Here is a 21,504-nt window from a genome sequence, read left to right on the forward strand (position 1 = left end):
TACCGCAATGTTAAGTTGGCTCAAGCGTGGATTATCTGGGTTGTTGATCCTCATTTTAATTCTAACCGCAGGCTTATATGGCTTGTTATCGCTCAGCCTACCTGCATTAGACGGTAAAGGCTCTTCTGATGCCATTTCTAAGCCAGTCACACTGGCAAGAGATGTATTAGGGCAAGCGGTGATCACCGCGAAAACCCGCCAAGATGCCGCCTATGCATTGGGTTTTGCCCATGGCCAAGACCGCTTCTTCCAAATGGATTTATTACGTCGCAACGCTGCGGGAGAGTTAAGTGAATTATTTGGTAAAGGTGCGCTCGAGCTCGATAAAAAAATGCGTTTTCATCAGTTGCGTGCTCGCAGCCAAGAAATTCTAAAATTATTACCTGAAGCAGATAAACAACTACTGGCAACTTACACGCAAGGGGTTAACGAAGGTAGAAGTCAGGCAGGCATCGCAAGCTTTGAATATCTATTAAGTGGTGCGGAGGCAAAACCTTGGTTAAGTGAAGATAGCTTACTGGTGATCTTTAGCATGTATCTCGATTTACAAGCTGGCACCTATTTTAGAGATGAAGCATTAATTCATTTAGATAAGCTGTACGGCGAGCAAATGCGCGCGTTTATTTTACAACCAAGCCAATATCAAGCGGCACTCGATGGTTCAAAACTGCCACAAGGGCGCGTTGCCATTCCAGAGCCAATCAGTCGTGAAGCAATATCACAAGTAACCCATATCAAAGAGCAAGACCACTACGGCAGCAACAACTGGGCGGTAACAGGTGTATTAACCAAAACCGGAAAAGCCATGTTGTCAGATGACATGCATTTGGGTTTGAATGTGCCGTCAATTTGGTATCGCGCGCAATTAAACTACCGCCACCAAGGCGAAAAGTACCAGGTGACAGGGGTGACGCTACCGGGCACACCTGCGGTTGTAGTTGGTAGTAATGATCATATTGCATGGGGGTTCACCAACGGTTATTTAGACACCGCGGATTGGATAGCCCTAACAGCGCAAGACAAAACATGGCAAGTAAACGAGCGTATTGCATTACCAAACGGTGAGCATGCGGTGTATGAGCTGACCATGTCTAATTACGGCCCAGTAAAAGAAATTCAAGGTGAGCAATATGCATTAAGCTGGGTGGCACACCAGTCATATGCGGTAAACCTAGAGTTACTTAGGTTTGAACGCACGAAATCGGTTGAAGAAGCCGTCGCACTGGCGCCGCATGTGGGTATTCCAGTACAAAACTTAATGGTTGTAGACGACCAAGGCAATGCAGCATGGAAGCCAATGGGCGCCGTGCCTGCGCGCACAAATCCGGCAGATATTGCACAATCAAGTGAGCACTTCGCCAAGCTTTGGCAATTTAATGAAGTACAGCGCCCACAAGTAGTGAATCCGCAAAGTGGTAAACTCTGGACGGGTAATTCTCGTGTGGTCTCGGCTGTTGCTCATCAGCGCTTTGGTGATGGCGGTTATGCTTTGGGGGCGCGTTCAGCGCAGATCAGAGATCGATTATTAGAAAAGTCAAAATTTAGCGAAAAAGATTTTTATGCCATTCAGCTCGATAACGAAGCGCGCTTTTTAACGCCATGGCATAAGCAATTATCGTCGCTATTACGACAAGACACCGAAACCCAGTTTAAGTACCAAATCGACTTAAGCTGGCTAGATGATTGGCAGCAATGTGCTTGCGCTGAGTCAGTGGGTTACACCTTAGTGCGCTATTATCGCGACAGCCTTATCGATACTGTGTTTGTGTCGGTTGAGCGCAACATGAAAAAGTCAGGCAGCAGCTTAAGCGCACTGAAAAATTATTTAGAGCCGGCACTTTGGCAATTGAGCAATGCCCAACCTGAATCTTGGTTACATGGCCATGATAATTGGCAAGCGTTGCAACTGGCAGCTTACGAACAAGCAAAGCAAAAATTGGCCGCAGAGTTTGGACCAAATATGGCGGCCTGGACATGGGGTGAAGTGAATGCGTTACAAATTCAACATCCGTTTAGCAAGCAACTGCCAATATTGAGTCACTTCTTAAATATGCCCAAGTACGACGGCTTTGGTGATAGCTATATGCCAGCGGTACAACGTCCTGAGTTTGGCGCGTCACAACGTTTTATTGTACAACCCGGTGAGTTAGAAAAAGCCATTATGACCGTGGCTGGTGGACAAAGCGGTCACCCACTTTCACCTTTCTATCGCAGTGGCTTTGATGAGTATGCCGAAGGCGATAATACGCCGTTATTGCCACAAGTTTTAACCCACGAAATCACGTTCACACCACAGCCATAAACAGTGAGGGGTTATATTTTTATCTCTTTATTGTGTTATAAATAGGCACAGTACTGGACGAAAATTAAAAAAGGTGAAGCATGGAACACAATAACTTACCTGACATCAGCACAAACTTTTTTAAGAAAAAGGGCTTGTTTGGTGGTGCTGCGGCGGCAATCGGTTTGCTAATTCTTGCTAATGGCGCGTTTTATACCGTTGACGAAGGGCACGTGGGTATTATCAAACGATTTGGTGAAGCCACCGAGCAAGTTAACCCAGGTCTGCATACCAAGGTACCCATTGTCGATAGCGTTGAGATGCTAGAGATCCGTACACGTAAAAATGTCGAGAAATTACGTGCCGCGACTCATGAACAAATGCCAGTAACTGCAGAGGTATCAATTAACTGGACGGTGATCCGTGCAGAAGCGTTCGACTTATTTAAAAGTTATGGTGGCTTAACGCAATTTGAGAACCGTATTCTCGACCCTAAACTTCGCTCAGCAACGAAAGATGCTTTAGCACGCTATAAGGCCGAAGAGCTTATTCAAAATCGCTCTCAGGTCATTGCTCGTATCGAAGAGTTATTACTGGAAGAAATGAAAGACTATCCGGTGAAATTAGACTCAGCGCAAATTGAAAATTTAGAGCTTCCGCAAAAGTACATTCAGTCTATCGAAACCAAACAAACTGAAAAAAACCTTGCGGCTGCAGAAAAGCATCGTTTAGAGCGTCAAAAGTTAGAAGCACAGCGTGAAGTTAATACGGCACTGGCACAACGTGATGCGGCCAAGGCAAAAGCAGACGGCCAAGCATACGCAATTAAAGTAGAAGCCCAAGCCGAAGCTGAAGCCATTAAATTAAAAGGTTTAGCAGAAGCCGAGGCAATACTGAAAAAAGCTGAAGCGATTAAGAATAACGCAACCCTAGTTGACTATATGCGTGCTCAGCAATGGAATGGCCAAATGCCAACAACCATGATGGGCGAAGGGCAAAGCGTACTTTGGAATATGAATAAGAAGAACTAACTTTTTGTTTGTTAATAACAAAAAGGCTCATCATGGATGAGCCTTTTTGCGTTTTAAATAGCAGTTTGGCTAGGTCATCATCACCAAGATAGCTGCAATGGCGATTAGGGCTAGCCCGAGTCCATCGCGTTTTTTTACTGGTTCTTTTAACCAGAAAATCGACAGCAAGATGGTAAAAAACACTTCAACTTGCCCAAGGGTTTTCACATAAGCAACGTGTTGTAAGCTCATGGCACTAAACCAACCAATTGAGCCAATGCAGCTGGTAACACTTATCGCACAAGTCAGCGGTTTATAGCTGAGCAAAGTGCGCCAAGTGTGTGATTCTTTAATACTGATATACGCTGATAGCATCACAGTTTGGGTGAGTAATACAAAGAGTAAAACCCAAGCGGCACTGTGTGGAAAAGGCAACCCTGATGCGATACTCGCTTCTCGTACCCAAAGAGAGGTAAGGGCAAATGCGGTACCTGAGGCTAAGCCAATGAGTGCTGTTTTTGGATTGAGATTTTTTAAGGTAAAACCGCTCAGAAGTAGCACTGCGACACCACCAATAGCAACCCCCAGCCAACCTAATAACGATAGCGTAGAGCCAAAGAACAACATACCTAAAATGGCGGCGACTAAGGCCTCACTTTTGGCAAGTCCTGCGCCGACGGCGTAATTATTTTGCTTAAAGAGCACCACCATGAGCGCAGTAGCGGCAATTTGCATAATGCTTGCTGCAAATACATAAAATAAAAAGTTGTTATTTGGAGATAGTGCTTCAGCAGGCTGCCATTGGTAAAGGCCAAATAAATAGAGTGCAGCGAGTGGGCTGGCGAGTAAAAAGCGGGCGAGGGTGACACCTGCGACACTCGCATGGTTACTCAGCTTGCTTTGCAAGGCGTTACGCCATGCTTGAGAGAAGGCGGCTAACAGTGTGAAAGCGATCCAGGTCATAGGATACCAATTTGTTATTGTTAATAGATTTATCTAGCGAGCAAGGCTGCCCACTCACGTCGTCTAAAACTGCTTATATTTGACAACACTATATCGTAATACTCCCCTTGTTTTTTCAGAATGAATATTTATCACAATCATTGATCATGAATTGCAGGTTTTAGGCATTTATTTTTATTATCTAAAGCATCATCTGAAAATATAAAGCCTAGAAAGGACAAAATTGAATAGAGGCTTTTGAAGCTCGAATGGCAAGCACCTAAGCTGCGACAATCTGTCGCAGTGTGTTTTTTATTTTTGTGCGTATACTCGGTATCAGATGCTACAAAATAATTCGCCACCTGCTTTTTAGGTGGCTTTTTTTTGTCTACAGTTTTGTGCTAGCGTGTTGTTTTGAATTAAGAATATCTAGACACTGAATATTGTCAGTTTGGAGTTAATAAAATGACCACGCTACTGATTTGTGCTTTTATCGCCATGTTATTGCCTTATTTGGCAAAAGCGCCCGTTGCTATCGCGATGAATCGATTAGGCGGCTACGATAATCGACACCCTAGAGCACAACAAACGCAGCTTACCGGCTTTGGTGCACGCGCTTTAGCTGCCCATCAAAATAGCTTTGAAGCATTAACGGTTTTTGCTGTCGCATTAGCTGTGGTGTTAGGCACAAATACCATAAATGAGACCACGCAAACCTTGGCTGTCACCCACATTATTGCTCGTGTTGCCTATTGCGTATGTTATTACCTTGACTGGCATATTGCCCGTTCATCAGTATGGCTGGTGGGGTTAGTTAGCGCCTTGGCGATGGTCGTGGTTTGCTTTTAAAAAGTCACTACAACAATTCATCTAAGGTGATGGCTTGGTAAGCATTTTCGCTGACTTCATTCGGGTTTAATACATAGTTGGCAATGCGCACTCGGTATAAATCTATCACCTTGTAACCACAATATTTGGCCATTTTTCTGATCTGTCGATTTAGCCCTTGCTTAAGAATGATTTTAAAGCGGTTCTCATCAATCAGAGAAACTTCACAGGGCAGAGTGATTTGGCCATCAACAGGCACGCCTGCAGCCATTTTGGCACAGAAATCGGCATCAAGGGGTTTATCGACTTCGACTAAGTATTCTTTCTCTTGATGGTGATCTGGGTGGATTAACTGGTGGCACAATTCACCATCGTTTGTTAGCAATAACAAACCTCGAGAGTCTTTATCTAAGCGCCCAATTGGGTAAACACGCTCACCTTGCGGCAAGTGATGAATAAGGCTGCTTGGATCATCAAGCTTTAGCTTACAGTCTACCCCAACAGGTTTATGGTAAGCGTAGAGCACTTTTTTGGCAGGTCCCTCAAGTTTTACGCCCTGTACAATGATCTCATCAAGTTCATCAACGTGGTCTATGTGGTTTGCAGGTCGACCATTCACCATCACCTCACCTAAGTCAATTAAGCGAGAAGCCTGACGGCGGGAGCAAACTCCCGCATGGCCAATGTATTTTGCAAGGCGTGTTTTAGACATTAGTTACTCATAAAGTGACAAAAAAGGTTTTTGTAAATAAACTGGCTGTGAGCAAAAAGGAAGGTTATGAAAAAAGCAATTTTTACCCTCGCCATTGGCGACAACCCTATGTATCAAGCCGCTATTTTAAGTTTCCAGCACTATGCCGACAAGGTTGGGGCCGATCTTATTATTTCTGATAGCTTGCACTATCCAATAAATATTGAAAATCCGAAGCACAGTGCGAGTCCTGCATGGGCTGAAAAGCTACGTATTGGCGAGTTATTAAAAGAGTACGATCGCGTTTTATATGTTGATGCTGATATTCTAATTACACCAAATGCTCGCAATATTTTTACAGAATACGACGATCCTGATTGTATTTATATGTTGAATGAAGGCGCGCACTGCAATCGTTCATTAGAAAAAAGCTTAATTGAGCAACAGTTAGGCGAAGTTGACTGGCCAATAGTCAACGGTCAGCCAGACTATTACAATGTCGGCGTGATGCTATTGTCTCAGCCTCATCAGCTCTTTTCATATTGTGACTTACCTCTTTTACAATCTGTGTGTAATCACATTCGGTTTTACGAACAAACCGTTTTCAACTATCAGATCTTTAAGCAGCAGTTAAAACACACAGCGATCAGTGCCTCTTTTAATCGTATGGATATGTTTGGAGAAGAAGGTTATTTAGACGCTGACTTTATTCATTATGCGGGCAAGGGATATGCAAAGAATAATCGCCGCCGTGACGTACAATTTTTGAAAGACTTTGCGCAGTTGTATGCGGGGATTGTTAGCGACGAAGACATTAAGCGGCTAAAAGCGCAGGCATGGCAGCAGTACTTAAATAAGATTTATAAGAAGTATCCACTACCAAACTTTTTATTAAAACTGCTGTGCGAGCGAAACGTCCCGCACTAGTCAACGTGACTTTGTACTCTTGTATTAATTAACAGAGCAGTGCCTAAAAACAGCTTTTAGGCACTGTGTTTGACAATAATTTCAGCAATCGCTTTGGCAAACCCGCGTTCATAGTGGATCCCCATGGCTTTTAAACGTTTATTTTCAAGAGCACAGTTATACGGGCGAGGAGTACCATCGTTTGGTTGACCCAATGGCTCCAATAAACTTCGGTCATAGCCAAGTGCATCAGCCATCAAACATGCCATTTGGTACTTAGTCATTTTCTGAGTGCCAGAAATATGAAAAATACCGCCTAATTTGTCAGCTTGCTGGACTAAGTCACGAATACTCATGGCGATATCGGCTACGTGAGTTGGATAGCGGATCGCCCAGTTGTCGTGACTTGAAGGTGCTGTGGCGCTGAGCTGTTGTGCAAGCGTGGTGACTGCTGACTCGCCTAAATGCGTAACATCACCATATAAAACCGGCACACGGATCACGCTATGAGTTTTCGCAACCGCTAGCACAGCTTGCTCCGCTTGTTGCTTGCTTTGTCCATATAGGTTTAGAGGATTAGGTGCGGCATTTTCTAAATAGGGAGCATCTTGGCCGTCGAACACATAGTCGGTACTGATTAAAATCAATTTTGCGCCGATGGCTTCACATTGCTCGGCTAAAAATTTTGAAGCGGCGACATTCAGGGCAATGGCTTGCTCTGGCTTGTTGCTGCAAATATCTGGGTTGCGCTCAGCGGCGGCATGGATCACGACTTGTGGTTTATGCTCAATTAAGCTGTTTGCAACCGCTTGCTGCTCATGTAAATCTAATTTGATGATGTTGCCTTCAGCACGGCTAAAGCCTGTGCCAACGACATCAAAATGTGGGCTTAACTCAGCAAGCAAGGCGCGACCCAACAATCCTGTCGCACCTGTGATCATAATCTTAGTGGCGTGTGTCACAGTTTGTTCCATAAATAATCCCTGTGTTTGTTGTTATTGTTTATTTTGTTAAAAGCGCTAACTGCATAATGTCAGTTATTTCAATATCAGCAAGTCCTTTATAGTTGTATATACAATCTTGGTTATCTAGCCAAACACTATAACAGCCTGCATTATTCGCCCCCTGTACGTCGGTATCAAGACTATCGCCGATATGCAGAATATCACTTGGCTTCACTTCTAACAGCGCGCAGGCTTTATCAAATAAAGCGCGACTCGGTTTAGCTTCACCGTGAGGGCCGGCCTGCAATACCAAATCAAATTCGCCTTTTAAGTTAAATTTGTCGACTTCAACGTTGCCGTTGGTAATGGCGATGAGCGTATATTTCTCGCGTAATTGCGCTAGTAGCTCAAGTACTTCATCACTGACCACAATATTGCTGCGCGCATCGGCAAATGCCTTGTAAGCCGCGTTTGCATACTCTTGGGTTTGTCTATCAGAAAACCCCAATTGTGCAAAGCCATACCTTAATGCAACCTGACGCCATTTCGTCACATCACTCTGAAGTTCAGGCTGTGTTTCACCAATATGATTACGACACTCACGCCAGTAGTTTGGCCCTTTAGCATGCCATTGCTCAATAGTGGCAAGGTAATCAAACTGTGCCTGTAGCGCGGCTTTGATTATTGGGTGATTGTTATAAAGGGTGTCGTCTAGGTCAAAGCTTAAAACTTTAACGGGCGTGATGGCTCGGTTGAATCGCATTATTAGTACTCTGATTTTTATAATTTAATCTATACGCGCTTTATGAGCGAGAGGTTTAAATTTTAATGTTACCGTAGAGGGTAGAATTTAGCACTTTATGTGCTACCTTTATTTGGTACTAACTTTGAAGGATTAGCATGTATTTATTAATAGTATTTCTTTTTTTAAGTCCATTTGTGTATGGAAAATCAAAAATTTATGAGAAATCAGCGGATTGTTCACCAATATATGGACAGAGTTTTCGAGTAGTAAACGCAAAGGTTATTCATCATGATTTGAATATAACTCAGGGTGAAATAATAACAGAGCTCCAGCAGAGGGTTTTAAGCCGGGCATTTGAAGAGCTGATTGACTCTCAATATAACTTTAAAATAGATAACATCGCTTTTTATTCTCAAATACAGGAAAGGAATAAGAAGAGACGAAAAATTGCTTATGCTAGGATGAAGTTAAGTCCAGTAGAAAGTTGTATCGCGACTGCTCAGCCAATTTTGGATGGTGAAATTTATAAACTTCACACAATGGATCTTAGTGTTATTAATAGTAGTGAGATTAGCTTTGAAGTGAATCTAGAAAAGCTCAAGAAAAAATCTCTAAATATTGAAAATGCCACTATTTCATCTAGGTCTGTGATGGGGGCAAAGTTTGGGGAGAGGTTTGAGGATATACAGTCTCGATTTGGAAGGTTTAGCTTAATTTGGCCTCTAGGCTCGGAGCGAACAATAGCGTTAGTAGGTAGAAATCATGCTTTTTATTTTTCAAGTAATAAGCTGGTTGGCTATCAATTTAGTGAGTCACTTTTACCTGTTTCATTAAGTAACCATCTTGAAATATTTAAAAAGCCTCTAACTATTCAATTAGAAAACGATCATCAAATAGGCTTTAATGATATATCTTCAGAAGACCTACTAGCTTTAGAATCTGAGTTTAAAAATTTAATCACTGTTCGGGTTGGTGATGCTTTTAGTGAGCAAGTTACAGTAAAAATAGAATCATTTTCTATTGGTGAAGTAACAGTTGGGGCAGAGGAGGTAATACCAAGTTGTCTTGAAATGGATGATTTAACTACTGGCTTTAATGATAAAAAAGAAAAATTAATTTCATTCTTTAGTCAGGATAATAAAGTAAATTATTTGTCAGCATGTAACCAGCTGGTTTCGATGAAAGGTTTTGATGAGGTTGGAAATGTTAGCCTAATTGACTCATGGTCAATGAAAGGTGTTAATTTGGGGTATGGAAATATTTTTGTAGGTTTTGCACCTTGGACCTTTTTGTCCATAAAAAAGGGCACTTCGATTGAAGCATTAAAGCAGCACGGTACTATTGATGTTTTTATGGATGATTTGGAGTTTGTGAGTAAAGATGGTGATTGGTCAGGGAAATTTTATTTAGAAAATAACATGCTTGTATCTGGTGAGATTGACATGTTAGCCCTTTAAAGTTTAATTTGATTTTTTGCTCTCTGGCCTGTTTTTATTTACCTTTTTGAGATGGGTATATAGGCAATAGTTGATTAGCCGAGATGACTTTAGCTCGAATCTAAACTAACAGTTACTGATGTCAAAGAGGGTAACAGTTAGACCAAGTCTGGTTTAGTAGAATTAAGATTGAATAGAATTTTTGCTTTTTTAGTATTGACTGAAGCGCTTTAGTTAGCTGCTGACACTAAATGATGTTTTCAGTGTTAATCTCTTTATCATCTTAACACTTGCAAAATGCATTTATATGTTGGGCCGTGAATTCAAATGGGCCGAGGGTGTATCTTATGATTTTGATCAAGTAGATTATGAAAATGGTGAATGGTATGGAGTGTTTTTATGTTGAAGGAGAAAGGTTAATTGCGGCTGAATTAACTTCAACGCATTTGTAACTTACTTCGACTTTTTCGCTCTCGGGTGTGCCTTGTCGTACACCTTAGCGAGATGTTGAAAATCGACATGAGTATAGACTTGGGTTGCTGACAAACTACTGTGCCCGAGCATTTCTTGTACTGCGCGCAGATCACCACTTGATTCCAGCATGTGACTCGCAAATGAGTGGCGTAGTTTGTGCGGGTGCACTGGGGTACTAATACCTTGTTTTAGGCCCCAATCTTTCATACGCTCATGTACATGACGGGTTGAGATACGGCGCTTTTGTTTACTCACAAATAAGGCGGGGTCGCCTTCAATGGCAAATTGTGGGCGTAGCTTTAACCATGCCTCTAATGCGGCGAGGGCTTTACTGCCAACGGGGACTACGCGCTCTTTACTGCCTTTACCCAGTACGCGAATTTCTCCTTCGCGAATATCATTTAAGTTGGCATTCACCAGCTCGCTAACACGCAAACCACTTGAATACATCAACTCCATCATGGCTTTGTCGCGCACAGCGAGGGCGTCGTCTTCAGGTAATTCTAATAACTGCGCCATTTGGTCGACATCGAGATTCTTTGGCAATGGTTTTTGAAACTTAGGGCCTTTTATGCCTTCCCCTGGGTTGATTAAAGTCTGGTGGTGTTGATGTTTGGCTTTTAAAAACTTATACAGACTGCGAATGCAGCTAAGCTTCAAATTAATACTGCGGGGATTGTACTGCTTGCTGCGCAGTTGCATGCTAAAACGGCGAATATGGTCGGGGGATACACCTAGCCAATCATGGCAGTCTTGCTGAAAGACCAAAGCGGCTTGTATAAGTTGACGTTTATACTGTCCTAAAGTGTGTTCTGAGTATTGCTTTTCATGACGTAAATAAGCCATAAATGCATCGATTGGCTGAGAAAATTCGTCTTTAAGCTCACTTTGAGAGGTATTGAACTGACTAGTCACAATGGGCTATCCAAGTGCGGCAATTCTCAGTTTTAAGCCTGCTAAAAACTCTTGCATCAACAGGTCATCGTTATTAGGACAAAAGTGCGCAGGGTTGTCACTGGCAAAAGCCAGTACCGCATCACTGTCTTCAAGTTGATACAGCGCCACAGAGCCTGTGCTTGGGGCTTTTTCCCAGACGCTATCTAACTGTTTTGGTGTACGGCCTAAGTATTGAGGTTTATCTTCAAGTGTGGTGTTTAGCGCTTGGGTTACTTGTTCGGGCTGAAAGAGCAGCTCTGTCGCCGAAATATTAGGTGTATTAGCAAACGCGGTTTGGATCACTTTAGAGATTTCATTCAATGAGCTAGCTTGCCAAATTTGGCGCTGGCAATCGCTCAAAGTTTTGAATATCTGTTCATTGCTGTGTGCAATTTTAGCCATTCCAGAGAGCTGCTGTTTTAATGCTTGGTTTTGCTCTCTTAATAAACACAACTGTTGCAAGGCTAAATTCGGTAAGCCTTGGCTTTTGCTGGACAATTCTAATTCGAGTAACACATAAGGGTGATGCTGAAAAAAGTCGGGGTTGCGTTTTAAGTAGTCGCAGACTTGTTGTTCTTGATCTGTTTGCTTCATGTTAATTACTCCGACTTTTTATTTCGAGCGCGCTTAAAAGCTGGTTCTTTATAAAGAAATTTGCCCATCGAATACGTGCTCAGCTGGGCCTGTCATACGTACTGGGTTACCTTCGCCTTGCCAGCGTATTTGTAATGAACCGCCAGGTAAATCTACACGCACTGTGCTGGCTAATTTCTTTTGCATTATACCTACAGCCACAGCAGCACACGCACCACTGCCACAGGCTAGAGTTTCGGCAGCGCCGCGCTCCCAGACTCTCAGTTTAATGTGTTCAGGGTTGATGATCTGCATAAAACCTACGTTGGCTCGTTCAGGAAAGCGTTCGTGGTTTTCAAGTAATGGGCCTAAAATCTCAACTTCAGCGGTATTTACGTCGTCGACTTCTAATACACAATGGGGGTTGCCCATCGACACTACGCCACAAAAAACCGTACTTTCACCAGCGCGAAGAATATAAGTGAGCTCTGGCTTTTTTGCTTTAAATGGCACACTGCTCGGCGCGAAGTGCGGGTTGCCCATGTTCACCGTGACTTGGCCGTCTTTTTCGGTATACAGGGTAATGTTGCCACCCTTAGTAGACACTGCGACTTTATGTTTGTTGGTAAGACCCTTCATGCGTATAAAGCGGGCAAAACAGCGGGCGCCATTGCCACACTGTTCAACTTCGGTGCCATCAGAATTAAAAATACGATAATGAAAATCGAGATCGGGTGAATAAGGCGCTTCAACCATAAGTAGTTGATCAAAACCCACACCGAAATTGCGATCAGCGAGTTTCTTGATTTGGTCGCGTGATAAAAATACATTTTGAGTGACGTTATCAACGACCATAAAGTCATTACCCAAACCGTGCATTTTAGAAAAATTTACAAACATAATGTCTTAATGTAACTCCAAGCTGCTACTACTTTGCCATGGCAATTACCAAAAGCCCAGTGATATCCACTGGGCTTGGTGCGGGAATGCGCTTCTTTAAGGCAGTAATTGCTCGCCTTGCCAAAGTGAAGTAAGCGTCTCACGTTGGCGAACCAAATGACTCTCGTCGCCATCTACCATGATTTCAGCCGCACGAGGGCGCGAGTTATAGTTTGAGCTCATGGTAAAGCCATAGGCGCCGGCACTGCGTTGCGCAAGTAAATCACCGGCTTGAATGGCAAGGGGTCTATCTTTACCTAAGAAATCACCGGTTTCGCACACTGGGCCGACTACGTCATAATTTTGTGTTGGCGTGCCATCTGCGCGCGGTGCAACAGCAATGATGTTTTGCCATGCTTGATATAAAGACGGGCGTAGCATGTCGTTCATACCCGCATCAACAATCGCGAAGTGTTTGTCTTTAGTCGGCTTAATATACTCAACTTTGGTTACTAGAATGCCGGCATTGGCAGCAATCGCGCGACCCGGCTCAAAGACGAGTTCTAGGTGAGGGTAGTTTACTAGCTTAGCTTTAACTTCTGCGGCATAGGCACTTGGGTGAGGTGGCTTTTCACTGTCGTAAGGCACGCCCAGACCACCACCAATGTCTAAATGTTCAAGTTCGATACCTGCGGTTTTTAGCTTATCGACCAAAGCCAATACTTTGTCTAGTGCGGCTAAGAATGGCGCGACCTCGGTCAGTTGCGAGCCAATATGAAAATCAACACCGACCACTTCAATGCCTGGCAATGCATAGGCTTTTTGATAAATATCGAAGGCCTGATTGATGTCGATACCAAACTTGTTTTCTTTTAACCCAGTAGAAATGTAAGGATGGGTTTTAGCATCAATATCTGGGTTCACACGAATAGACACACGTGCAGTTTTATTTAGTTCGCTGGCTACATGACTAATACGTTCAAGCTCGGCTTCAGATTCAACGTTAAAACATTTGATGTTTTGTACTAGAGCAAACGCAATTTCTTGTGCAGTTTTTGCAACACCAGAGAATACCACTTTGCTGGCATCGCCACCTGCCTGAAGAACGCGCGCAAGTTCGCCTTGCGATACAATATCAAAACCAGCACCTTGTTTTGCCAAGACATTTAACACAGCCAGGTTCGAGTTTGCTTTAACTGCATAGCAGACTAAATGCGGGTGACCATCAGCGGCATCGGTAAATGCATGATAGTGACGCTCTAGAGTTTTGCGAGAATAGACATAACAGGGGGTACCGTATTGCTCGGCGATATCTGCCACCGAAACCCCTTCAGCAAACAGCTGATTATTTTTGTATTCGAAAAAATCCATCTTACTTTTCCTCTTGCTGTTGTTTCTGTTGGTCTTGCTTAGGTTGTTTACTCGCAGGTGTTTGGTTATCTTGTTGCTGTTGCTCTGGTAAATAGAGCACGCCACTTTGGCCACAACCAGTCACGAATAAGCTGGTAAAGATGACCAAAAAGAATAAGCTTGTGAATGAGGGGTTCGCTTTCATTAGATTAATGATGTCAGTGCCTTTATAATCGCAGAGTAACAGAATTCATAGAAAATGCAGCTATTGGGGCTGTGAAATTTCGTCATAACTTATACAACCGTGCTTATTGAAGGATGCCGTGATGACCGATCATGAATACCACGAACTTGCCGACGCGTTAATGTTAACCATTGAAGAGCAAATTGATGACTGTGATGTTGATTTAGACTATGAGTCTCAATCGGGCATTTTAGAGATCATTTTCCCTGATAAGAGTAAGATCATCATCAACAAACAAGCACCACTTCATCAAGTTTGGGTTGCAACGAAATTCAATGGCCACCACTTTGAGTTGCAAGGTGAGCGGTGGATTGACAATCGCTCGGGTGCAGAATTTTGGCAATTTATGAGCGAAGCGGCGACCAAGCAAGCTGGCGCACCTATTGAGTGGCAGCACGACTAATGCTTGAATTTGTAGAATACCCAGCACAAAGCACGCATAAAGCGTCGATCATTTGGTTACATGGCCTTGGCGATTCAGGTAATGGCTTCTTACCGATAGCCCCAGAGCTTGGTTTACCTGCAGACCTTGGCGTACGTTTTATTTTTCCTCACGCACCAGAGCAACCGGTCACCATAAATGGTGGCATGGTGATGCGCGCATGGTATGACATCAAGTCTTTTGATCTAGATAAAAGAGCCGATGAAACAGGTGTGAGAGACTCATCTGCTCAAGTTGAAGCTTTAATTCAAGCTGAGTTAGACAAAGGTATACCTGCCGATAAAATCATCTTGGCTGGTTTCTCTCAAGGTGGGGTGATAGCCTTGCATTTGGCACCGCGCCTTAAGCAAAAGCTAGCCGGTGTGATGGCGTTATCGACTTATATGTGCGCGCCGCAAAAGCTGGCAGACGAGGCTGTGCAAGCCGAGTTAGATATTTTCATGGCGCATGGGTCACAAGATCCAGTCGTGCCTATGATGGCAGGCCGCCAAGCATTTGATACGCTAACCACTCAGGGTTACACGGTATCATGGCAAGATTACCCAATGGCACATCAGGTATGTGCTGAAGAGCTAACCGCTATTCGCACTTGGTTGCTTGAAAAACTGGCTTAATTAAACGGAGCAAAACATGTCACAGAAGATTGTCATAAAAACCAGTGTGAGTAAGGCGCCTACCCAGCCGCAAGCCGTGCATTATCAGTGGCATTGGCGACGCATTTTTATGGCAGCAAGCATGTTAATGCTGACCGCTGTGGCAATCGTGTATGGCTTAATGAATTCAGTAAATGCCGATGAAGTGCAAAATATTGAAATGGTTGAGCTAAACACAGTCGTTATTTCAGAACCTGAACTTGTTATAGATACAGCACAGCAAGAGTTAGATAATGGTGTTGCTGCTATCTCTGAGCCAGTAACCGAGGTGATTGCCGAAGAAGCCATGGCACCTGTGCAAACTGCAGCAGCAGAACCTGAGCTTCAAGAACCAGAGCAAAACGCCGCAGCTGTTGATAATCAAGCAGGTGTGGAAACAGCCAGCGCAGCTTTAACTGAGCAAACAGACACAATGCAAACCCTTGATAACGAGTCTGAGCTTGCGCAAGTGACTGATGAAATCAGCGTTGAGAAAGAAACTGTTGAGACGGCAACTACTTCACCTGAGATTGAGCAAGATGCAGAAACATCATCAACACAGTTTTCAGACAACGCGAAAGTCACCTCAGTGGCGCTAGGTGCACAAATTGATGTGCAATTTATTAGCCGTGCTGTACTGACTACAGGCATCAGTGAGCGTGAGCCAGTTGATGTTTTGAAAGAGTCGATTGAGCAAACCGAGTTTCAAGAAAAACTATTTTTCTTCACAGAGGTGCGCAAGCTAAAAGGTCAAACTATTAGCCATTTATGGTTTCATCAAGATCAGTTAATGGCAGAAATTTCATTGACGATCAGCGCAGACCGCTACCGTACTTATTCAAGCAAAAACATCATGCCAAGCCAAACAGGTCAATGGCGTGTTGAAGCCGTAACAGAGCAAGGCGAGTTACTGGCACAAAAAACTTTTCGAATTATTCCATCGGCGCTTTAATCGCGTCCAACAGGCAAAAGCATGACAGAACAAGCAAATATTTTACGTATCGCAACCCGCAAAAGCGCACTGGCACTGTGGCAGGCAGAATTTGTGAAAGCCGAACTTGAGCGTTTTCACTCAGACCTTACCGTTGAGCTGGTGCCAATGTCGACCCAGGGTGACATTATTCTAGATACACCACTGGCAAAAATCGGTGGTAAAGGGTTATTCGTAAAAGAGCTTGAACAAGCCATGTTAGATGGCCGCGCTGATATCGCGGTGCACTCAATGAAAGATGTGCCGGTTGAATTCCCTGAAGGGTTAGAGCTTAACACCATTTGTGAGCGTGAAGATCCGCGCGATGCGTTTGTATCAAACAAATACAAAAGCTTAGATGAGCTGCCGCAAGGCGCAGTAGTCGGTACTTCGAGTCTACGTCGCCAATGTCAAGTACGTGCATTACGCCCAGATTTAGACATTCGTGACTTACGCGGTAATGTAAATACCCGTTTAGCTAAGCTAGATAACGGCGATTACGATGCGATTATTTTGGCTGCTGCTGGCCTACTGCGTTTAGAAATGCCTGAGCGCATTGCTGACTTCATCGAGCCAGAAACATCATTACCTGCCAATGGCCAAGGTGCCGTGGGTATCGAGTGTCGCAGTGATGACGATCGAGTAAAAGCATTGCTTGCGCCGTTAGAGCACACTGAAACACGTATTCGTGTACTTGCAGAGCGTGCCATGAACCGTCGTTTAGAAGGCGGTTGTCAGGTGCCAATCGGTGCATATGCGTTAGTAAATGGTGAGCAAGTTCATATTCGCGGTTTAGTGGGCGCAGTTGATGGCTCTGAGATTTTACGCGATGAGGTATCAGGTTCAGTCGAAAACGCTGAGCAGTTAGGTATTCAGCTTGCCGAGCAGCTATTAGCGCAAGGTGCTGACAAAATTTTAGCTGAAGTATATAGAGACGCGTAATAAGGTTAAATTTAATATGACAAAGATTGCAATCACACGGCCAAGTGGTAAAGGTGAGCAGCTTAAGGCGCAACTCAAGCAGCATCAGATTGCATATCTTCATACCCCAGTGTTATCGCTTACCTCGATAACACTGGACGCTCAGCAGCTTGCGCCACTCGATAATGCTGATGTCATTATTTTCATCTCACAAGATGCCGTGCAATCTCTTGCTGAGCAATATCCAACTTTACCAGCCCATGCCAAACTATTTGCTGTGGGTGAGCAAACCGCACAGGCCATAGAAGCGCACTTTTCTCGCAAAGCTGATTTTCCAGAGCAACAAGATTCCGAAGGCTTATTGGCCTTAAAAGCATTACAAGATTTAGACGCAAAACAATGTGTACTCGTCAAAGGCAAGGGCGGTCGCACGCTGATAGCCAAAACCTGTAAATCACGTGGTGCTATTTTAAATCAATGTGTTGTCTATGAACGCGCAGCGCTAGAAGAAACCGCTGATAGCTGGTTAGACCACTGGCGTGAGCAACAGATAACCGCTATAGTGCTGAGCAGTAATGCTGCGATTGATGCTGTTTTTAACACACAATCAGAACAATATTTAGACTGGTTAAAGCAACGAGATTTTTATCTTGTTAGTCAACGTAGCTGTGATTATTTACAACAAGAGTACCAAATTGCTGAGACGCAGATATACCTTGCCGACGGTGCCAGTGATGATGCCGTGTTCAGTTGCATTAAGTCGTCTCAAAAACAGCAGGTAAGCACTATGAGTGAAGAACAAAAACAACCAACCGCTGCGAGTGAAAAACCGAGCGTGCCAGAGATCAAACCGATGAAGCAAAAGATCAGTAAAGTGGGCGTATTAGCCTTGTTGATAGCAACGGCAACGGGTGTCATGACAACCGGTTTAATCGTCCATGGACAGCAGATCAGCGACAAAACCTATGCGGCGCTAGATGCCTTAAAAACCGAAAATAGCGCCTTAAAAAATGAACTCAAACAATCACAACAGAATTTAGCCGCATTGCAAAGTGAGCAATCACGCTTGTCACAAGCGGTGAACCAGTCTTTGTCATCGCAAGCAGCGCAGCTTCAAGAGAGCTTTGCAGCACAGTTAGACAGCAAATTACGCCAGGCTGATCAACAGCTCAGTGGCGCTGCAATCAATGAAGCGGTTTACTTACATCGCCTAGCGGTTTTTAAAGTGGCCGCAGAGCAAGATTACCAAGGCGGTGCCGCGGTATTAAAGCGTGTACACGATGTGTTGTTAGCACAGAGCAACAATACGGAAGTATTAAAAGCACTGGCAGATGACATTGCTCTACTCAACGCTCAGCCACAACCTGCGGTTGAAAGTATTTATTTAGAGCTACATGGCTTATTGAATCAGGTTGATACACTGCCATTAGTCACTTTGCAGTTACCTGAGACGCGTCAACAAGCGCCAGCTGAGCTATCAACAGAGGTTAGCGATTGGCAAACCAATCTGAAGAGAACATGGCAAGGGCTGGTGGATGATTTTATTAAGATCCGCGAACGTGATGTGACAGTGATAGATCCGCTTCTGGATGCCCAAGAGCAGCAACTATTAAAAGCACAACTACGCGGCTATTTATCACAAGCGCAAACTGCGCTAATGGATAAGCAAGCCAGTGTATTCTTCACTGCTTTAAAACAAGCACAGCAACATCTTGAGGCTTATTTCGCAGCTGATAAGGCTGAAGTTAAAGCCATGCAATCAGCACTGATTGAACTGCAACAGCAGCCGCTTCAGTTTAGTCGACCAGTGCAGTTAAGCTCTGAGCAAGTATTGAAGAGCTGGTTAGCCGAAGAGGTTGCGCCATGATAAGAGCAATTTTAGCATTTGCCCTTGTCGCAGCAGCATTGGCTGCAGGTCATCTATTAATAGATGAGAAAGGCTATGTGCTTATCGCATTTAATAACACCACAATCGAAGGCACTATCGTCGCCTTTGTGATCATGTTTGTGCTTGGCTTTGTTGCGTTGTGGCTAGTGCTTAAATTATTAAAAACATTGTTACGCATGTACGGCAAAACCACAGGGTTTTGGCGTGGTAAAAAAGCACTTAAAGCACAGCAAGTGTGGCAGCAAGGTTTATGGGCCAGCATCAATGACGATGCGGCAGCGGTGCAAAGTACGTTTAATAAAGGGCAAGCGCCTGAAGAGTGGCAAGACGCGCAGCAAGCCTTATTGGCAAAAGCTGCATTACAGCAAGGTGATAAAGCGCAAGCGCTGGCGCATTTACAAAACATCAGTGATGCAGCGCAAAGCAAGGTGCCTAAACTTTGGTTGGATGCCAATCAGAACGAGCAAGCTTTGGCTCTGTTAGATGCGCCAATGGCAGAGAAAAAACCAACACAGGCTGCGGTGAGCAGTTATTTGGCTGGCTTACTACAGGCCGAAAAACACGCTGAATTAGCGACGGCGATAAATCAGCATTACAAACGTTTAGATTGGTCGCAAGCACAGTGGCAAGCATTTATGGCTCGTTGGTTTGCTGCGAACGCAGAGCAGGCGATTGGCCAATTTGAGCAGCTACCTAAAGCATTAAAAGTGCAAAGCGAAGCGCTTTACATGCAGTCGCAAGCCAGTGCCGGTCAATGGCAAAACTTGCTGCCGACATTACAAAAGTGGCTCAAGAAAGGTCAGTACCAGGCCTTTGCTGATGTGGTCGTGCATGCCAAAAACCCTGATGTAAAATTGCGTTCATCGCTGCAAGATGCGTTGAAAAAACACCCTGAGCAACCGCAATTGTTGTTTGCCATGGGGTGCTTAGCCAACGCGGCAGGTGAGTATGAATTGGCTGCGAAAGTATTCGACAATTGTCAGCTAACAGAGCTCGATAGAACCCATTTAAAACCGGTTCTAAACAGTTATGAGCAAACCCAGCAGTTCCAAAAAGCTTATTTATTATTGGCCGCAAAATAACGCTAACTATTTAACCTGAGCTTTGGTTATTTAGAAAATTAGACACAGATTGAGCCCCAGCTATAGTTATGTAGCTGGGGCTTTTTATTGAAAGAGGTCGAATGAGCTCGCTCCGGAGGACACCTGTCCTTGATCATAATCGCTACATGCGTATGATCTGGAAAATTTTATCTTCAAAAAGTAGATGTTACTTAAAACCTGAATGTGTATTGCGATTCCACATAAGGTCTTTTTGAAGCGAGTCTTAGAAGCCGTGCGATAAGCCTTCTGAGTAGGTCACGATTGATAGAGGATTGGTATTTATGTTCGATAAGAAATTCCCGTTATTAGACTTACACCGCCATTTAGATGGCAATGTACGTGCTAACACTATTTTGGAGTTAGGTAGGCAATTTAATTTACCGCTTCCGGCCAATGACCTAGAAGGCTTATTACCACATGTTCAAGTGCAGAGCACTGAACCAAACCTTGTGGCGTTTTTACAAAAGCTAGACTGGGGTGTGAAGGTATTGGGTGACTACGATGCATGTCGTCGTATTGCGATAGAAAACGTAGAAGATGCCGTTGCACAAAATATCGATTACACCGAGTTAAGATTCAGCCCATACTACATGGCACAAAGTCATAACTTACACCCGCAAGGTGTCGTAGAAGCTGTGGTTGATGGTATTAAGTCAGCAACCGCTAACCGCGATATCAAGGTTAACCTGATCGGTATTATGTCGCGTACTTTCGGTGTAGAAAAATGCCAGTACGAACTAGATGCAATCTTAGCATTTAAAAATGATATGGCAGCAGTTGACTTAGCAGGTGATGAACTTGGCTTCCCAGGTGAATTATTTGTTGATCACTTTAAACAAGTTCGCGACGCGTATTTAGGTGTAACCATTCATGCAGGCGAAGCTGAAGGCGCATCAAGTGTGTGGCAGGCGATTCAAGAACTAGGCGCAACGCGTATTGGTCATGGTGTGAAATCAATTGAAGATCCAAAACTGATGGATTACTTGCGTGACAACCGTATTGGTATTGAATCTTGTTTAACCAGTAACATTCAAACAAGTACCGTGGCTGATTTAACCAAGCACCCTCTTAAACAATTCTTAGATCACGGTATTGCGGCTTGTATTAATACCGATGACCCAGCAGTACAAGGTATTGAGTTACAGCATGAGTTTATTGAAGCGGCGAAAGTAGCGGGTTTAACCGCTGATGATGTGAAAAAAGCCCAAAAAAATGCGCTTGAAATCGCATTCTTAAGCGATTCAGACAAACAAGCTTTACTAGCTAAAAAAGCGGGTTAATTTACCGCTTTTACTATAAATGGCGTGGT

At 43.9% G+C, this 21,504-nt stretch carries 21 protein-coding genes; 12 read left to right on the forward strand and 9 right to left on the reverse strand.

The window, feature by feature from the left end:
• The first annotated feature begins 7 nt into the window (after nt 1-7).
• Together ACH784_RS00285 and ACH784_RS00290 are read left to right on the forward strand one after the other, a co-directional pair.
• Entirely contained in the window at nt 8-2,302 is a 2,295-nt protein-coding gene (locus ACH784_RS00285) for a penicillin acylase family protein (protein WP_404392518.1), read from the forward strand.
• 80 nt (nt 2,303-2,382) lie between these two features.
• On the forward strand, nt 2,383-3,312 hold the full coding sequence (locus tag ACH784_RS00290) for an SPFH domain-containing protein (protein WP_404392520.1): 930 nt from the start codon (nt 2,383-2,385) through the stop codon (nt 3,310-3,312).
• Nucleotides 3,313-3,381: 69 nt separating this feature from the next.
• Here ACH784_RS00290 and ACH784_RS00295 read toward each other — a convergent pair whose 3' ends face one another.
• Nucleotides 3,382-4,254 carry an EamA family transporter gene (locus ACH784_RS00295; protein WP_404392522.1) on the reverse strand — a complete coding sequence of 291 codons (873 nt, stop codon included), beginning with the start codon at nt 4,252-4,254 and terminating at the stop codon, nt 3,382-3,384.
• A gap of 444 nt (nt 4,255-4,698) precedes the next feature.
• On the opposite strand from ACH784_RS00295, the gene ACH784_RS00300 reads away from it, so the two are divergent.
• Entirely contained in the window at nt 4,699-5,082 is a 384-nt protein-coding gene (locus ACH784_RS00300) for an MAPEG family protein (protein ID WP_404392524.1), read from the forward strand.
• 7 nt (nt 5,083-5,089) lie between these two features.
• Here ACH784_RS00300 and ACH784_RS00305 read toward each other — a convergent pair whose 3' ends face one another.
• Complete coding sequence (locus ACH784_RS00305) at nt 5,090-5,773, reverse strand: pseudouridine synthase (RefSeq protein ID WP_404392526.1); 684 nt, start codon at nt 5,771-5,773, stop codon at nt 5,090-5,092.
• Between the two features lie 66 nt (nt 5,774-5,839).
• Here ACH784_RS00305 and ACH784_RS00310 point away from each other — a divergent pair, with 66 nt between their 5' ends.
• Nucleotides 5,840-6,679, forward strand: coding sequence for a glycosyltransferase (locus tag ACH784_RS00310; protein ID WP_404392528.1), 840 nt, complete (start codon nt 5,840-5,842; stop codon nt 6,677-6,679).
• Nucleotides 6,680-6,735: 56 nt separating this feature from the next.
• On the opposite strand, the gene ACH784_RS00315 is transcribed toward ACH784_RS00310, so the two are convergent.
• Together ACH784_RS00315 and ACH784_RS00320 are read right to left on the reverse strand one after the other, a co-directional pair.
• Nucleotides 6,736-7,632, reverse strand: coding sequence for a dTDP-4-dehydrorhamnose reductase family protein (locus ACH784_RS00315; protein WP_404392530.1), 897 nt, complete (start codon nt 7,630-7,632; stop codon nt 6,736-6,738).
• 28 nt (nt 7,633-7,660) lie between these two features.
• Nucleotides 7,661-8,368 carry an HAD-IA family hydrolase gene (locus ACH784_RS00320; protein WP_404395129.1) on the reverse strand — a complete coding sequence of 236 codons (708 nt, stop codon included), beginning with the start codon at nt 8,366-8,368 and terminating at the stop codon, nt 7,661-7,663.
• A 134-nt stretch (nt 8,369-8,502) separates the two neighbouring features.
• Between ACH784_RS00320 and ACH784_RS00325 the strand changes: the two genes are divergently transcribed.
• A complete protein-coding gene (locus ACH784_RS00325) occupies nt 8,503-9,804 on the forward strand; it encodes a hypothetical protein (RefSeq protein ID WP_404392532.1) in 1,302 nt (433 codons plus the stop codon).
• A 432-nt stretch (nt 9,805-10,236) separates the two neighbouring features.
• On the opposite strand, the gene xerC is transcribed toward ACH784_RS00325, so the two are convergent.
• The 5 genes from xerC to ACH784_RS00350 form a co-directional block, all read right to left on the reverse strand.
• Complete coding sequence (xerC, locus tag ACH784_RS00330; protein WP_404395131.1) at nt 10,237-11,103, reverse strand: tyrosine recombinase XerC; 867 nt, start codon at nt 11,101-11,103, stop codon at nt 10,237-10,239.
• 75 nt (nt 11,104-11,178) lie between these two features.
• Nucleotides 11,179-11,787, reverse strand: a complete 609-nt coding sequence (locus ACH784_RS00335) for a DUF484 family protein (RefSeq protein ID WP_404392534.1) — start codon at nt 11,785-11,787, stop codon at nt 11,179-11,181.
• 48 nt (nt 11,788-11,835) lie between these two features.
• Complete coding sequence (gene dapF, locus ACH784_RS00340) at nt 11,836-12,666, reverse strand: diaminopimelate epimerase (protein ID WP_404392536.1); 831 nt, start codon at nt 12,664-12,666, stop codon at nt 11,836-11,838.
• Between the two features lie 96 nt (nt 12,667-12,762).
• Nucleotides 12,763-14,016 carry a diaminopimelate decarboxylase gene (gene lysA, locus ACH784_RS00345; protein ID WP_404392538.1) on the reverse strand — a complete coding sequence of 418 codons (1,254 nt, stop codon included), beginning with the start codon at nt 14,014-14,016 and terminating at the stop codon, nt 12,763-12,765.
• A gap of 1 nt (nt 14,017) precedes the next feature.
• Nucleotides 14,018-14,200, reverse strand: coding sequence for a lipoprotein (locus ACH784_RS00350; RefSeq protein WP_058028359.1), 183 nt, complete (start codon nt 14,198-14,200; stop codon nt 14,018-14,020).
• A gap of 121 nt (nt 14,201-14,321) precedes the next feature.
• On the opposite strand from ACH784_RS00350, the gene cyaY reads away from it, so the two are divergent.
• From cyaY to add, 7 genes are all read left to right on the forward strand, one after another.
• Entirely contained in the window at nt 14,322-14,642 is a 321-nt protein-coding gene (gene cyaY / locus ACH784_RS00355) for an iron donor protein CyaY (RefSeq protein ID WP_404392540.1), read from the forward strand.
• A complete protein-coding gene (locus ACH784_RS00360) occupies nt 14,642-15,295 on the forward strand; it encodes an alpha/beta hydrolase (protein ID WP_404392542.1) in 654 nt (217 codons plus the stop codon). The genes cyaY and ACH784_RS00360 overlap by 1 nt, the downstream gene beginning before the upstream one ends.
• A gap of 16 nt (nt 15,296-15,311) precedes the next feature.
• Nucleotides 15,312-16,265, forward strand: a complete 954-nt coding sequence (locus ACH784_RS00365; protein WP_404392544.1) for a DUF2914 domain-containing protein — start codon at nt 15,312-15,314, stop codon at nt 16,263-16,265.
• 21 nt (nt 16,266-16,286) lie between these two features.
• Nucleotides 16,287-17,225 carry a hydroxymethylbilane synthase gene (gene hemC, locus ACH784_RS00370; protein ID WP_404392546.1) on the forward strand — a complete coding sequence of 313 codons (939 nt, stop codon included), beginning with the start codon at nt 16,287-16,289 and terminating at the stop codon, nt 17,223-17,225.
• Nucleotides 17,226-17,241: 16 nt separating this feature from the next.
• The gene (locus ACH784_RS00375; RefSeq protein WP_404392548.1) at nt 17,242-19,071 is read left to right on the forward strand and encodes a uroporphyrinogen-III C-methyltransferase; all 1,830 of its coding nucleotides are present in this window, start codon (nt 17,242-17,244) and stop codon (nt 19,069-19,071) included.
• Nucleotides 19,068-20,174 (forward strand): heme biosynthesis HemY N-terminal domain-containing protein, encoded by a 1,107-nt coding sequence (locus ACH784_RS00380; RefSeq protein WP_404392550.1) that lies wholly within the window; start codon nt 19,068-19,070, stop codon nt 20,172-20,174. The genes ACH784_RS00375 and ACH784_RS00380 overlap by 4 nt, the downstream gene beginning before the upstream one ends.
• Nucleotides 20,175-20,476: 302 nt before the next feature.
• Nucleotides 20,477-21,475, forward strand: a complete 999-nt coding sequence (gene add, locus ACH784_RS00385) for an adenosine deaminase (protein WP_404392552.1) — start codon at nt 20,477-20,479, stop codon at nt 21,473-21,475.
• The last annotated feature ends 29 nt before the right edge of the window (nt 21,476-21,504 follow it).

This window comes from Pseudoalteromonas phenolica, assembly GCF_044788725.1.
Lineage (GTDB): Bacteria > Pseudomonadota > Gammaproteobacteria > Enterobacterales > Alteromonadaceae > Pseudoalteromonas > Pseudoalteromonas phenolica_C.

Bases quoted from the DNA above. Each gene is read 5' to 3' on its own strand.
- ACH784_RS00285 (WP_404392518.1), top strand. From the start codon at position 8: ATGTTAAGTTGGCTCAAGCGTGGATTATCTGGGTTGTTGATCCTCATT.
- ACH784_RS00290 (WP_404392520.1), top strand. From the start codon at position 2,383: ATGGAACACAATAACTTACCTGACATCAGCACAAACTTTTTTAAGAAA.
- ACH784_RS00295 (WP_404392522.1), bottom strand. From the start codon at position 4,254: ATGACCTGGATCGCTTTCACACTGTTAGCCGCCTTCTCTCAAGCATGG.
- ACH784_RS00300 (WP_404392524.1), top strand. From the start codon at position 4,699: ATGACCACGCTACTGATTTGTGCTTTTATCGCCATGTTATTGCCTTAT.
- ACH784_RS00305 (WP_404392526.1), bottom strand. From the start codon at position 5,773: ATGTCTAAAACACGCCTTGCAAAATACATTGGCCATGCGGGAGTTTGC.
- ACH784_RS00310 (WP_404392528.1), top strand. From the start codon at position 5,840: ATGAAAAAAGCAATTTTTACCCTCGCCATTGGCGACAACCCTATGTAT.
- ACH784_RS00315 (WP_404392530.1), bottom strand. From the start codon at position 7,632: ATGGAACAAACTGTGACACACGCCACTAAGATTATGATCACAGGTGCG.
- ACH784_RS00325 (WP_404392532.1), top strand. From the start codon at position 8,503: ATGTATTTATTAATAGTATTTCTTTTTTTAAGTCCATTTGTGTATGGA.
- xerC (WP_404395131.1), bottom strand. From the start codon at position 11,103: ATGGCTTATTTACGTCATGAAAAGCAATACTCAGAACACACTTTAGGA.
- ACH784_RS00335 (WP_404392534.1), bottom strand. From the start codon at position 11,787: ATGAAGCAAACAGATCAAGAACAACAAGTCTGCGACTACTTAAAACGC.
- dapF (WP_404392536.1), bottom strand. From the start codon at position 12,666: ATGTTTGTAAATTTTTCTAAAATGCACGGTTTGGGTAATGACTTTATG.
- lysA (WP_404392538.1), bottom strand. From the start codon at position 14,016: ATGGATTTTTTCGAATACAAAAATAATCAGCTGTTTGCTGAAGGGGTT.
- ACH784_RS00350 (WP_058028359.1), bottom strand. From the start codon at position 14,200: ATGAAAGCGAACCCCTCATTCACAAGCTTATTCTTTTTGGTCATCTTT.
- cyaY (WP_404392540.1), top strand. From the start codon at position 14,322: ATGACCGATCATGAATACCACGAACTTGCCGACGCGTTAATGTTAACC.
- ACH784_RS00360 (WP_404392542.1), top strand. From the start codon at position 14,642: ATGCTTGAATTTGTAGAATACCCAGCACAAAGCACGCATAAAGCGTCG.
- ACH784_RS00365 (WP_404392544.1), top strand. From the start codon at position 15,312: ATGTCACAGAAGATTGTCATAAAAACCAGTGTGAGTAAGGCGCCTACC.
- hemC (WP_404392546.1), top strand. From the start codon at position 16,287: ATGACAGAACAAGCAAATATTTTACGTATCGCAACCCGCAAAAGCGCA.
- ACH784_RS00375 (WP_404392548.1), top strand. From the start codon at position 17,242: ATGACAAAGATTGCAATCACACGGCCAAGTGGTAAAGGTGAGCAGCTT.
- ACH784_RS00380 (WP_404392550.1), top strand. From the start codon at position 19,068: ATGATAAGAGCAATTTTAGCATTTGCCCTTGTCGCAGCAGCATTGGCT.
- add (WP_404392552.1), top strand. From the start codon at position 20,477: ATGTTCGATAAGAAATTCCCGTTATTAGACTTACACCGCCATTTAGAT.